Annotated in this window: 10 protein-coding genes and 1 pseudogene; 8 read left to right on the forward strand and 3 right to left on the reverse strand. The window is 67.8% G+C overall.

The window, feature by feature from the left end; translation table 11 throughout:
- The first annotated feature begins 35 nt into the window (after positions 1-35).
- Positions 36-1187 carry a glycosyltransferase family 61 protein gene (locus tag AC1RJ9_RS09665; protein ID WP_492838478.1) on the forward strand — a complete coding sequence of 384 codons (1152 nt, stop codon included), beginning with the start codon at positions 36-38 and terminating at the stop codon, positions 1185-1187.
- 13 nt (positions 1188-1200) lie between these two features.
- Here AC1RJ9_RS09665 and AC1RJ9_RS09670 read toward each other — a convergent pair whose 3' ends face one another.
- Together AC1RJ9_RS09670 and AC1RJ9_RS09675 are read right to left on the reverse strand one after the other, a co-directional pair.
- A complete protein-coding gene (locus AC1RJ9_RS09670; protein ID WP_492838477.1) occupies positions 1201-1482 on the reverse strand; it encodes a hypothetical protein in 282 nt (93 codons plus the stop codon).
- Between the two features lie 182 nt (positions 1483-1664).
- Positions 1665-3299, reverse strand: a complete 1635-nt coding sequence (locus tag AC1RJ9_RS09675) for a DEAD/DEAH box helicase (protein ID WP_492838476.1) — start codon at positions 3297-3299, stop codon at positions 1665-1667.
- Positions 3300-3502: 203 nt separating this feature from the next.
- On the opposite strand from AC1RJ9_RS09675, the gene AC1RJ9_RS09680 reads away from it, so the two are divergent.
- The 3 genes and pseudogenes from AC1RJ9_RS09680 to AC1RJ9_RS09690 form a co-directional block, all read left to right on the forward strand.
- Positions 3503-3796 carry an FAD assembly factor SdhE gene (locus AC1RJ9_RS09680; protein WP_492838709.1) on the forward strand — a complete coding sequence of 98 codons (294 nt, stop codon included), beginning with the start codon at positions 3503-3505 and terminating at the stop codon, positions 3794-3796.
- Between the two features lie 4 nt (positions 3797-3800).
- Positions 3801-7268 (forward strand): transcription-repair coupling factor, encoded by a 3468-nt coding sequence (gene mfd / locus AC1RJ9_RS09685; protein ID WP_492838475.1) that lies wholly within the window; start codon positions 3801-3803, stop codon positions 7266-7268.
- Positions 7269-7641: 373 nt separating this feature from the next.
- A pseudogene (locus AC1RJ9_RS09690) lies at positions 7642-7719 on the forward strand (hypothetical protein); the annotation flags it as partial.
- Between the two features lie 234 nt (positions 7720-7953).
- Here AC1RJ9_RS09690 and AC1RJ9_RS09695 read toward each other — a convergent pair.
- Entirely contained in the window at positions 7954-8469 is a 516-nt protein-coding gene (locus AC1RJ9_RS09695) for a GNAT family N-acetyltransferase (RefSeq protein ID WP_492838474.1), read from the reverse strand.
- Between the two features lie 141 nt (positions 8470-8610).
- Here AC1RJ9_RS09695 and secG point away from each other — a divergent pair, with 141 nt between their 5' ends.
- The 4 genes from secG to AC1RJ9_RS09715 all read left to right on the forward strand — a co-directional run bounded on the left by secG (position 8611) and on the right by AC1RJ9_RS09715 (position 12343).
- Positions 8611-9150: a preprotein translocase subunit SecG gene (gene secG / locus AC1RJ9_RS09700; protein ID WP_492838473.1), complete on the forward strand. Its 540-nt coding sequence runs from the start codon at positions 8611-8613 to the stop codon at positions 9148-9150.
- A gap of 113 nt (positions 9151-9263) precedes the next feature.
- The gene (gene pyrG / locus AC1RJ9_RS09705) at positions 9264-10916 is read left to right on the forward strand and encodes a CTP synthase (protein ID WP_492838472.1); all 1653 of its coding nucleotides are present in this window, start codon (positions 9264-9266) and stop codon (positions 10914-10916) included.
- Between the two features lie 115 nt (positions 10917-11031).
- On the forward strand, positions 11032-11214 hold the full coding sequence (gene rpmF / locus AC1RJ9_RS09710) for a 50S ribosomal protein L32 (protein ID WP_010919589.1): 183 nt from the start codon (positions 11032-11034) through the stop codon (positions 11212-11214).
- Between the two features lie 121 nt (positions 11215-11335).
- Entirely contained in the window at positions 11336-12343 is a 1008-nt protein-coding gene (locus AC1RJ9_RS09715) for an aspartyl protease family protein (RefSeq protein ID WP_492853362.1), read from the forward strand.
- Positions 12344-12382: the final 39 nt, after the last annotated feature.

The raw sequence follows: 12382 nt of genomic DNA on the forward strand, positions 1-12382 counted from the left end.
TAGCCAAGCGCGGCGGGTCATGCTCCAAGCGGCGCATGACCGCGCCGCTGCCCCTGCGCCCCATCGTCGAAGCCCGCGACCTGCCGCCCATGCTGACGGCGGCGCTGCGCGAGCGGTTCAGGCGGGGCGAGACCGGGGTGGCGTTCGCGCCGGAGTATGACGCCTCCATCGGCGCGCCGCCGGGAACGCTGGCTGGACCGGAGGCCGCCGCCTGGCCTTACGACATCGCCGCGCGCCCGCCGGTCAATGTTCCGGCGTTCTGCGCGGTCGGCGACAGCTGGTGGTTTCCGCGGTTCGGCGGGCTGATCGGCGCGGACGGCGCGCTCTACAACGCCACGATCGGCGAGGCCCGACATGGGTCGGGGGATCTGTCGGCCCTTCCGGGCGTGCTGGACAACGCCGCGCGCTTCGTCCCGCCGGCGTCGGCGCCCGAGATCGAGGCCGGCGCCGTGTTCCTGCCCTGGGGCGCGACCTTCAACTACGGTCACTTCGTCATCGACGCCCTGCCGTCGCTGCTGACGTTGGAGCAGGCGGGTCTGCTGGACGGCGTTCCGGCCCTGGCGCCCAAGCTGACCGCCTGGCAACGCGACCTGATCGGCATGGCCTTTCCGGATCTTGAGATTCGCGAGGTCGCCGCGCCGGTCGCGCGGGTGAAGCGGGCGGTATTCGCCACCAGCATGGACCACTTCCTGCATCACCCGAACGGTCTGGTCGCGGATGTCGCCGCCCGCGTGCTGGCCCGGGCGCCGACCGGGCGGGGCGCGCGCCGCGTCTATCTCTCGCGCCGCGGCCAGTCGATGCGGGTGATGATCGGCGAGGCGGCCTTCGAGACGGCGTTGGCCGCGCGCGGCTTCACGATCGTCCGGCCCGAGACCCTGGGCGCGGCCGAGCAGGTCGCCCTGATGCGTGACGCCGAGGTGGTGGTCGGCGCCAGCGGCGCGGCCCTGGCCAACGCGGTCTTCTTGCCCAAGGGCGCGCGGGTCGTGGAAATCCAGCCGCTGAACTTCACCAGCCAGTGGGTGCGGGCGGCCTGTCGCCAGGTCGGCGTCGACTGGCGCGGCTATGTCTGCGCGTCACCGGCCCCGGCGCGGCAGGCGCCGGTTCTGGCCCGACTGCGTCGCGGCTTCAAGTTCGCCTTCAGGCCGCCGCTCGACGACCTGCTGGGCGTCGTGGACGCCGCTCTCTAGAAATCAGGGCGCTCTAGAGGATGCCCTTGCGGCCGGGCGCCCAAGGGTCGAGCGACTGCTGCTCCTCGCGGTGGACCATGCCGTAGTAGCCGGCGACCCAGATCACAAGGAAGGTGACGAGGCCGCCCCCAAAGCCGCCCGGCGTCGCGAACATGACCGTCAGCGCACTGATTGTTGACGCCAAGCCCAGCATGCACCAGCGCAGCAGCACCGAGAAGCCGTGATAGGTCTTCTCGTGCGCGATCAGGACGGCTTCCTTATCGGCGAGCAAGGTGTCGGGTTCGATGGCGGCCATGTGCGTCTCCCATTTTCTTGTGGGGCGCGACCGGCCTGTTCGGCGCGATCGAGCCGAAAACGAGCATCAGGATAACAGTGTTCCGCGAATGGAGCCATCCTTCCCACGCGGCGGGGAGGCGCAAAAAGAAAAGCGCCGGACGAGAGCCCGGCGCTTCTGCTTTTCGGAGGATCGGCCTGGGCTTACTTGCCGCGCGGCGGACGCACCAGGAAGGCGGGGACGTCGTTGCCGAAGCCGACCACGCGACGGTCGTCGTCGTCGCGATCGCGGATCGGCTGGACGCCGCGCACCGGGCGCTCGGGACGTTCGCTACGCTCGGGACGTTCGCTGGCGCGTTCGCCGCGTTCCGGACGGTCGGCGCGTTCAGCACGCTCCGGACGTTCGGCGCGGGCGGGGCGTTCCGCGCGTTCGGGACGCTCGGTCTCGGCGGCGGCGGCGGCGGCGCGGGGTTCGCGTTCGCGGCGCGGGCGACGCTCGCGGGCGGGACGTTCCTCGGCGACGGCGGCTTCCGGCGCCTCGGCGGCGACAACGGCGGCCTCGACTGGCTCGGCGGCGGCTTCCTCGGTGCGACGGCCACGGGCGCGCGGCGCCGGTCGTTCACCGCGGTCGGGGCGGTCTCCACGATCACGGGGGCCGCGCTTGCGATCACGATCGCCTTCGCGCTTCACCGTCACGGCGTTCGAGTAGTCGAGGTCGAGCTTTTCTTCTTCGGGGGTCGAACCGATCAGCTTGACGACCTTGTCGAAGCCCTTGTCGTCGCCCGGGGTGACCAGCATGTAGGTGATGCCGGTGCGTCCGGCCCGGCCGGTGCGGCCGATGCGGTGGACGTAGTCGTCGGCATGGTGCGGGACGTCATAGTTGAAGACGTGGCTGACGGCCGGGATGTCCAGGCCGCGCGCGGCGACATCCGAGGCCACCAGGATCTTCAGCGCGCCCGAGCGGAAGTCCGCCAGGGTCTTCGTGCGCTGGGACTGGTCCAGGTCGCCATGGATCGCGGCGGCGTCGAAGCCATGCGACCGCAGCGACTTGGCGACGATGTCGACCTCGGTCTTGCGGTTGCAGAACACGATGCCGGTCTCGATCTGGGCCTTCTCGATCAGGGCCCGCAGCGCCAGGCGCTTGGCCTTCGGGTCGGAGGAGGGGACCTTGACCAGCAATTGGGTGATGTTGGCGTTGGTCGTGGCGGGCTTGGCCACCTCGATCCGCACCGGATCCTTGAGGAACTGCTTGGTCAGGCGCGTGATTTCCGGCGGCATGGTGGCCGAGAAGAACAGCGTCTGCTTCTTGGGCGGCGTCATCTTGAAGATGCGCTCGATGTCGGGGATGAAGCCCATGTCCAGCATGCGGTCGGCTTCGTCGACGACCAGGAACTGCACGCCGGTCATCAGCAGCTTGCCGCGCTCGAAGTGGTCGAGCAGGCGGCCGGGGGTGGCGATCAGGACGTCGACGCCGCGGTCCAGCTTCTTTTCCTGGTCGCCGAACGACACGCCGCCGATCAGCAGCGCCCACGAAAGCTTGGTGCCCTTGGCGTACTTCTCGAAGCTGGAGGCGACCTGGTCGGCCAGCTCGCGGGTCGGGGCGATGACCAGGGCGCGCGGCATGCGAGCCTTGGCGCGGCCGTTCATCAGCTTGTCGATCAGCGGCAAGGTGAAGGCGGCGGTCTTGCCGGTACCCGTCTGGGCGATGCCGAGGACGTCCTGGCCCGCGAGGGCGACCGGGATGGCCTGGGCTTGAATGGGGGTCGCAGTGGTATAGCCGGTATCGGCGACCGCCTGCAGGGTCGTGGGCGAAAGCCCGAGGTCGGAAAATTCGGTCATTTACACGCTGGTCTGAAACCCGGAGCCGCCCGTGCTTGGGCGAGCGGGCAGCGCGAATTCGCCAGACCTGCTCCGAAGTTGGGGATAAATAAGCCGAAAGTCGCCAAAGTCAATCTAGGCAAGGTGATAGGCGCACTGGGAGCGTCATGTTGGGTCATCATGGAGTGGCGCAAGCCCTGACGCCGCTCTATATCGGCCGACACATGACCATCGACCACGACTCCCGCCTAAGGCGCCTTCGTTTCCGCGCCTGGCATCGCGGCTTCCGGGAAGCGGACCTCATTCTGGGCCCGTTCGCGGACGTCCATGGCCCGAACCTGACCCCGGCGCAGATCGACACGCTCGAGACGCTGCTCGAGGAGTCGGACCGCGAGATCTACGCCTGGATCGTCGGCCAGGAGCCGACCCCGGAAAAGTTCGAGACGGACGTCCTGGCGATGATCCGCGCGTTCAGGTTCCAGGCGCACGCCTCGCGCCCGGTCGGGGACGGCGCCTAGAAACATGAGTTACGACGCCAAACAGATCGCCAAGGCCGCTGGCGGCCTGACCCTGGCCGGCGCGCCGGAAGGCTTCGACGCGCTGGTGATGGCCGACATCGCCCGGGCGCGCGGCGGCCTGACCGCGTTCGTGGCCCGCGATACCGCTCGCGCCAACGCCTTCGTCGACGCCCTGAAGTTCTTCGCCCCCGAGATCGAGGCGGTGCTGCTGCCCTCGTGGGACTGCCTGCCTTACGACCGCATCGGCCCGTCCTCGGGTGTCTCGGCCACCCGGATGGCGACGCTGTCGCGGCTGGCCCGGGGTCTGGGCGAGACGAAGCCCGCCATCCTAGTCATGCCCGCGCCGGCCCTGCTGCAGCGCGTGCCGACCAAGGATGTGCTGCTGCGCGCCAGCTACAGCGCCAGGGTCGGCAATGTCGTCGATATCAAGGACCTGGAGCGCTATTTCGCGGTCAACGGCTACGCCCGCGCCTCCACCGTCTCCGAGCGCGGCGAGTTCGCGATCCGGGGCGGCGTCATCGACGTCTATCCGCCGGCCGCCGAGGAGCCGGTCCGTCTGGATCTGTTCGGCGACACGCTGGAGAGCATCCGCGCCTTCGACCCCGAGACCCAGCGCTCGACCAAGCAGCTGAAGGCGATCGACCTTCTGCCGGTCAGCGAGGCCCTGCTGGACGCCGAGGGCATCTCGCGGTTCCGCAAGGGCTATGTCGCGGAGTTCGGCGCGCCGGGCGATGATCCGCTGTACGCCACCGTCAGCGAGGGCGGCCGCCGCGCCGGCCTGGAGCACTGGCTGCCGCTGTTCTACGAGCGGATGTCGAGCCTGTTCGACTATCTGCCCCCCGGATCGCTGATCGGGGTCGACCACCAGACCACGGAGGCGCGCGACGAGCGCCTGTCGATGATCCTGGACGCCTACGAGGCCCGCGCCAGCGCCGATCGCAAGTCGGCCTATCGCCCGCTGGCGCCGCAGGCCCTGTACCTGACCGCCGCCGAGTGGGACCGCGAGCTCACCGACCGCACGCATCGCCTGTTCACGCCGTTCCAGCCCCAGGGCCTGGACGTCGTCGACATGGGCGCCAAGCTGGGCCGGGTCTTCGCCGCCGAGCGGGCCCAGGACAGCGTCAACCTGTTCGAGGCCACCGCCGACCACGCCAAGGCCCTGGCCGCCGCCGGCAAGCGGGTGCTGTTCGGCTCGTGGTCCGAGGGCTCGTCCGAGCGCCTGGGGACCATGCTGGCCGACCACGGCCTGAAGAAGATCCCCTATGCCGCCTACTGGCAGGCGGCCAAGGCCAACGACCCGAAGACGCCGCAGCGGGTCGTGCTGCCGCTGGACCACGGCTTCGAGACCGACAGCCTGGCGGTCATTTCCGAGACCGACATCCTGGGCGACCGCCTGGCCCGCCCGCGCAAGAAGCGCCGCGCCGCCAACTTCCTGGCCGAGGCCAGCGCCCTGACGCCGGGCGACCTGGTCGTCCACATTGATCACGGCATCGGCCGCTACGAGGGCCTCAAGACCCTCGACGTCCAGGGCGCGCCGCACGATTGCCTGGACCTGCTCTATGGCGGCGAGGCCAAGCTCTACCTGCCGGTCGAGAACATCGACCTCTTGACCCGCTACGGCGCCTCGGATCCCGAGACCGTGCAGCTGGACAAGCTGGGCGGCGCCGCCTGGCAGGGGCGCAAGGCCAAGGCCAAGGAACGCCTGCGGGTCATGGCCGAGGGCCTGATCCAGATCGCCGCCGCCCGCCAGCTGAAGTCCGTCGAGGAGACCGACGCGCCGCAGGGCGTGTTCGACGAGTTCTGCGCCCGCTTCCCCTACGAGGAGACGGACGACCAGCTCAGCGCCATCCACGACGTGCTGGAGGACCTGGCGTCCGGCAAGCCGATGGACCGCCTGATCTGCGGCGACGTCGGCTTCGGCAAGACCGAAGTGGCCCTGCGCGCGGCCTTCGTGGTGGCGATGAGCGGCAAGCAGGTGGCGGTCGTCTGCCCGACGACCCTGCTGGCCCGGCAGCACTACAAGACCTTCAAGGACCGCTTCCAGGGCTGGCCGGTCAAGGTCACGCGCCTGTCGCGCCTGGTCACCGGCAAGGAAGCCGCCGAAACCCGCGAGGGCCTGGCCAATGGTCAGATGGAGATCGTGGTCGGCACCCACGCCATCCTGTCCAAGCAGGTCTCGTTCAAGGACCTGGGCCTCGTCATCGTCGACGAGGAGCAGCACTTCGGGGTCAAGCACAAGGAGAAGCTGAAAGAGCTTCGCGCCGACGTGCACATGCTGACCCTGACCGCGACGCCGATCCCGCGCACCTTGCAGATGGCGCTGTCGGGCATCCGCGAGATGTCGATCATCGCCACCCCGCCGGTCGATCGCCTGGCGGTGCGCACCTATATCAGCCCGTTCGACCCGGTGACCCTGCGCGAGGCCCTGCTGCGCGAGAAGTATCGCGGCGGCCAGTCCTACTACGTCGTGCCGCGCATCAAGGACCTGGAGGATATCGAGAAATTCCTCCGCACCCAGGTGCCCGAGGTGAAGTACGTCGTCGGCCACGGCCAGATGGCGGCCACCCAGCTGGAAGACGTGATGACGGCCTTCTACGAGGGCCAGTACGACGTTCTGCTCGCGACGACGATCGTCGAGAGCGGGCTCGATATCCCGTCGGCCAACACCCTGATCGTCCACCGCGCCGACATGTTCGGCCTGGCCCAGCTCTATCAGATCCGGGGCCGCGTCGGCCGCTCCAAGGCCCGCGCCTACGCCTATCTGACCACGCCGGTCGAGAAGTCGCTGACCCTGTCGGCCGAGAAGCGCCTGCAGGTGCTGCAGTCGCTGGACAGCCTGGGGGCCGGCTTCCAGCTGGCTAGCCACGACCTGGACCAGCGCGGCGGCGGCAACCTGCTGGGCGACGAGCAGAGCGGGCACATCAAGGAGATCGGCGTCGAGCTCTACCAGCAGATGCTGGAGGACGCCGTCGCCGAGCTGCGCCAGCGGCAGGGGCAAGAGGCCCTGCTGGAAGACCGGGGCTGGTCGCCGCAGATCAACACCGGCGCGGCCGTGATGATCCCGGACGAGTACGTCCCGGACCTGAACGTGCGCCTGTCGCTCTATCGCCGCCTGTCCGACGCCGAGAAGGCCGCCGACCGTGAAGCCCTGGCCGCCGAGATGATCGACCGCTTCGGCCCGCTGCCGCCCGAGACCGACAGCTTGCTCAAGGTCGTCGCCATCAAGGGCCTGTGCCGCGAGGCCAATGTCGCCAAGATCGACGTCGGCCCCAAGGGCGCGGTCGCTAGCTTCAGGAATGATAGTTACGCCAATCCGCTGGGGCTGATGCAGTACGTCGGCAAGAACAGCCTGATCTGGAAGGTCCGCCCGGACCAGAAGGTCGTGGTCAAGGGCGAGTGGGACACCCCGGCTCAGCGCCTCGACGCGGCGGAGAAGATTCTCACCATCCTGGCCAGGCTGGCAAAGGAGTAGGGCGGGCCGCTAATCCCGTTTGCATGCGGGGATTGAATCCCTCTCTCATAGAGAGAGGGAGGGGCCCGCGCCGCAGGCGTGGGAGGGTGAGAGGTTTCACCGGTGGCCGCGAAAACCGAGATTGTTCAGCCGCTTGCCTGGTCATTGCCCTGTCCGGATAGTGTGTAACCTCTCACCCTCCCATGCTGTGCATGGGCCCCTCCCTCTCTCAAAGAGAGAGGGTTTGATGAGGATTCGACGAGCGTTCGCCGCTCTCCATCCCCGGCTTCAAAACCTGCCATATTCTCTCTTCACCTCGTCGCGAGGAAAGGGCGCATGGCCAGCGACCGTTGCGGCGGCGGGGGGTGATCGAGCGGGGTCAGGTCCGAGGGGGATACTCGGACGGTCCGGGGATGAGCTTGCTGGGCTCACCCGCCCGCCGTCGGCGTGGTCGAAGGCAAAGGGGCGTGTCAGGCTGTAAGCCCGTCCTCTTCGACCGCTGGGGTCTTCCGGAAACGGAAGGGTCCGGGTCCCGGTAAGGCCTGAACAGGGCCACCTGCCGGGACGCTGTCGAATAACGGTCGCGCGGAGCGTCGGGCTTCGTCGAAACGGTATTTCTACTTCCAAACTCCGGACGCTGTCCGGCGCTCCGCGTCCCTTTCCACCCCTTCAGCGAGCGGTCGCGTGAAGCGGCGGAGCCGTGCGTCTACAGCCGCAGCCCGTACAGCCGCCGATCCCGTCGCTCGCCGTCGCGGTGCACCGCGCCCTTCAGGTAGCCCTCGGCCTTGAAGCCCAGCTTGTCCAGCAGGCGTTCGGCGCGGTTGTCGCCGACATGGATGCTGGCCACCAGGCTCTTGAGGCCGCTGCCGGCGGCGTGGGCGAGGAGGGCGCTGACCGCCTCGGCGCCGAAGCCCTGGCCCCAGCCCTTGCGGTCGATGACGAAGCGAATCTCGGCCCGATCGTGACGCCGGTCGATGTCGACGAATTCGCAATAGCCCAGGTAGTCGCCGCTCTGGGTGTGGCGGATGCTCCAGTAGGCGGCGTCACCGGCGCTCATCTCGTCGACCTGGGCGGCGACGCGGCTGGCCACCTCGTCGGGATCCTCGATCGGCTCCTGGTCGAGGTTGGACATCACCTCGGCGTCGCTGAGGAACGGATAGATCAGGGGCGCGTCGTCGACCGTCAGCGGCGTGAGGGTCAGGCGTTCGGTCTCGATGATCATGCGATGGGGCGGTCTGGCTTTCGGGGTTGCGTTTGGCGGCGCGCTTCCCAGCTATGGCGCGGAGCGCTCGCTAGTGGTAGAGGGGCCGCTTCGTTTTTAACGCGGCATTTCGCCCGCGCCCGGATCGAGAATACATTCCACATGCTTATCGGCGTCCTGCTGGCCATCAATATCGTCGTCTGCCTTTGCCTGATCGGGGTAGTGCTCATGCAGCGCTCCGAAGGCGGCGCGCTGGGCATGGGCGGCGGCAACTCCGGCTTCATGACCGCCCGCGGCGCCGGTGACCTGCTGACCCGCATCACCTGGATCCTGTTCTCGGTCTTCCTGCTGATCAGCCTGACCCTGACCATCCTGACGGGGCGCGCCAATACCGGCGGATCGGTGGCCGACCAGGTCAAGGGCCTGGACGCCAAGACCCTGAACGCGGCCCCGCCCCCCGTGGCGCCGACGCCTGGTTCGCTGAATTCGCTGCCGGCCTCGCCGGACAACCAGCCGGGCGCCATCCAGGCCCCGACCCCGCAGATCAACACGCCGGCCCCGGCCGCCGCGCAACCGGCGCTGCTGGCGCCGACGCCCTCGGCCCCCAAGGCCGAAGCCAAGAAGCCGGCTCCGGCGGCCAAGGCCCCGGCCGCAACCCCGACGGTCGCGGCCCCGCCGGCGGAACAGCCCAAACAACAATAACCGTCCCAGACGGCGCTTCCACTGACCCCCGAGGGCGACCTCGGGGGTTTAATCTTGTTGATGAACGCAGGTCTTTTTCCGGCGTCGTCGAATCACGGGTAAACTGATCGCCCATGACGCGGTACATTTTCATCACCGGCGGCGTGGTTTCCTCGCTTGGCAAGGGTTTGGCCTCGGCGGCGCTTGGCGCGCTGCTGCAAGCGCGCGGCTACACGGTCCGCCTTCGGAAGCTCGACCCCTATCTCAACGTCGATCCGGGCACGATGAGCCCGTATCAGCACGGCGAGGTCTTCGTGACCGATGACGGGGCCGAGACCGACCTCGACCTGGGCCACTACGAGCGCTTCACCGGCGTGTCGGCCAAGAAGGCCGACAACATCACGACGGGCCAGATCTACAAGACGATCATCGAGAAGGAGCGCCGCGGCGACTATCTCGGCGCGACCGTCCAGGTGATTCCGCACGTCACCAACGAGATCAAGGACTTCGTCCTGTCGCCGGCCATGGACGAGACGGGCAAGAAGCCCGTCGACTTCGTGCTGGTCGAGATCGGCGGCACGGTCGGCGACATCGAGGGCCTGCCGTTCTTCGAAGCCATCCGCCAGCTGCGCCAGGACCTGCCGCGCGGCCAGAGCTGCTACCTGCACCTGACCCTGCTGCCGTTCATCAAGACGGCCGGCGAGATGAAGACCAAGCCGACCCAGCACTCGGTCAAAGAGCTGCGCTCGATCGGCATCCAGCCGGACATCCTGCTGTGCCGTTGCGAGCAGGAGATCCCGGCCGAGGAAAAGCGCAAGATCGCCCAGTTCTGCAATGTCCGCCCCAGCGCGGTCATCCAGGCGATGGACTCCTCGTCCATCTACGCCGTGCCGATCGACTATCACGAACAGGGCCTGGACGCCGAAGTCCTCGACGTCTTCGGCATGAGCGATGCGCCGGCCCCGGACCTGGCGCGCTGGAAGACCATCGACGACACCGTCCAGCACCCCGACGGCGAGGTGACCATCGCCGTCGTGGGCAAGTACACGGTGCTCAAGGACGCCTACAAGTCGCTGATCGAGGCCCTGCACCACGGCGGCTTGGCCAACAGGGTCAAGGTCAATCTGGACTGGGTCGAGAGCGAGACCTTCGAGGGCGACGAGGGCGCGGCCGCGGCCCGCCTGGAGAACGCCCACGCCATCATGGTGCCGGGCGGCTTTGGCGAGCGGGGCGCGGAAGGCAAGATCCGCGCTGCCCAGTTCGCCCGGGAGCGGAAGGTGCCTTACTTCGGCATCTGCTTCGGCATGCAGATGGCGGTCATCGAGACCCTGCGGAACGTCGCCGGCATCAAGGACGCCAGCTCGTCCGAGTTCGGCCCCACCGAGCGTCCCGTGGTCGGCATCATGACCGAGTGGATCAAGGGCAACGAGACGGTCCAGCGCCGCGCCAACGACGATCTGGGCGGCACCATGCGCCTGGGGGCCTATGACGCCGTCCTGACGTCGGGATCGAAGGTCGCCGAGATCTACGGCGCGACCGAGATCAGCGAGCGCCACAGGCACCGCTATGAGGTCAATATCGGCTACGCCCACCTGATGGAGGACGCCGGCCTGAAATTGACCGGCCGCTCGCCCAATGGCGTGCTGCCCGAGATCGTCGAGCGGGATGACCATCCGTGGTTCATCGGGGTGCAGTATCACCCGGAACTGAAGAGCCGTCCGTTCGCTCCGCACCCGCTTTTCGCCAGCTTCATCGCCGCGGCCAAGGAGCACGGTCGACTGGTCTGAAGCACGCTGTTGCATCTCCGAAGAGATTCGGGCATAAGCGCGCCCTCACGCGGCGACCTGGGCACCCCCGAGTCGCCGCTCTCGATTTTCACGCTCAACGAGCAGAGTCACTTCGATGGCCGTTCCTAAAAGAAAAACTTCGCCTTCTCGCCGGAACATGCGCCGGTCGCACCACGCCCTGGGCGCCAACTCGTTCATCGAGGACAAGGACACCGGCGAACTGCGCCGTCCGCACCATGTCGATCTGAAGACCGGCATGTACAACGGCAAGCAGATCCTGACGCCGAAGGAAGACTAAGGTCTCCTTTCGTCACTGACGATTTCGAAAACGCCGCCTGGTTCGCCCGGGCGGCGTTTTTCGTCATATTTTCGTCGTACGCACAAAAAAGGTGTTAGCCTCCGAGCTGGGAGGTACGCCCATGCTCACACGCCGAAACATCACGGCGGGACTGGGAATTTCAGGACTAGGGCTTTCTGGGGCCGCGTCGTCGGCCATGGCCGAGGTCATCACCCCCGTTTCCGTCAATCAGACTCTGCCGTCAGCGACCGCGCCGACGCCGCCGGACGATCCGGTGCTGATCCTCGACGCCTCGCTGGACGCTGACGATCGCCTCACGGTCGAGGTCGAGATCAACGGGCAGGGCCCCTTCAACTTCGTAGTGGACACCGGAGCCGGGCGCAGTGTGCTGACGCCGGCGGTCGCCGAGAAGCTGAACCTGCCGGCAGGCCCGCAGATCCTCATCCACGGCATCTCCAGCGCCATAACCAGTCCGACGGCGCGGATCGACAGCATGAAGGCTGGCGAAGCCCGCATGGGCGCGGCGGTCCTGCCCGTGCTGCCCTATGAACGCGTGGGGGCCGACGGCCTGCTGGGCGTCGACATCCTGGACCGGCGCAACGTCGTCTTGGATTTCCGAAAGCGGCAGATCCTGATCCGCCGCAGCCAGTTCTTCTCGGAGATGACCCGCAAGGCCGACGAGATCTCGGTGCCGGCCGACGCCCGCTTCGGACGCCTGACCCTGACCGACGCCCGTATCGGCGGGACACGCTCGGTGGCCTTCATCGACTCGGGCGGCGGCGTCTCGATCGGCAATCTGGCCCTGCAGCGGGCGATCGCCGCCAAGCGGCGTCGCGTCTCGGACATCGTCAAGCCGGCGCGCCTCCTGACGGCCGGCGGTGAGGTTTATCTGGGCGAGTTCCGCGTCGTCCCGTCGATCACCATGGGAAATCTGCAGCTGACCAACGTCCCCATGGCTTTCGCCGATGTGCACATCTTCGACGTCTGGTCGCTGAACGACCGGCCGGCGGCGCTGCTGGGCGTGGATGTGTTGAGGCTGTTCGCCAAGGTCGAGCTGGACTTCGGCTCTGACCGCGTCCTGTTCAAGCTGGGCCAGAGGAACGGGCTGACGCCGATCTACAATGTCTAGGTGAGTTTCCGTCTTTGTGACCGGTGATCAGCGCCTGTC

This window comes from Caulobacter sp. GW822-FHT07D08, from assembly GCF_058798735.1.

Bases quoted from the DNA above. Each gene is read 5' to 3' on its own strand.
- secG (WP_492838473.1), top strand. From the start codon at position 8,611: ATGCTTATCGGCGTCCTGCTGGCCATCAATATCGTCGTCTGCCTTTGC.
- AC1RJ9_RS09665 (WP_492838478.1), top strand. From the start codon at position 36: ATGACCGCGCCGCTGCCCCTGCGCCCCATCGTCGAAGCCCGCGACCTG.
- AC1RJ9_RS09695 (WP_492838474.1), bottom strand. From the start codon at position 8,469: ATGATCATCGAGACCGAACGCCTGACCCTCACGCCGCTGACGGTCGAC.
- AC1RJ9_RS09670 (WP_492838477.1), bottom strand. From the start codon at position 1,482: ATGGCCGCCATCGAACCCGACACCTTGCTCGCCGATAAGGAAGCCGTC.
- AC1RJ9_RS09675 (WP_492838476.1), bottom strand. From the start codon at position 3,299: ATGACCGAATTTTCCGACCTCGGGCTTTCGCCCACGACCCTGCAGGCG.
- mfd (WP_492838475.1), top strand. From the start codon at position 3,801: ATGAGTTACGACGCCAAACAGATCGCCAAGGCCGCTGGCGGCCTGACC.
- AC1RJ9_RS09715 (WP_492853362.1), top strand. From the start codon at position 11,336: ATGCTCACACGCCGAAACATCACGGCGGGACTGGGAATTTCAGGACTA.
- AC1RJ9_RS09680 (WP_492838709.1), top strand. From the start codon at position 3,503: ATGACCATCGACCACGACTCCCGCCTAAGGCGCCTTCGTTTCCGCGCC.
- pyrG (WP_492838472.1), top strand. From the start codon at position 9,264: ATGACGCGGTACATTTTCATCACCGGCGGCGTGGTTTCCTCGCTTGGC.
- rpmF (WP_010919589.1), top strand. From the start codon at position 11,032: ATGGCCGTTCCTAAAAGAAAAACTTCGCCTTCTCGCCGGAACATGCGC.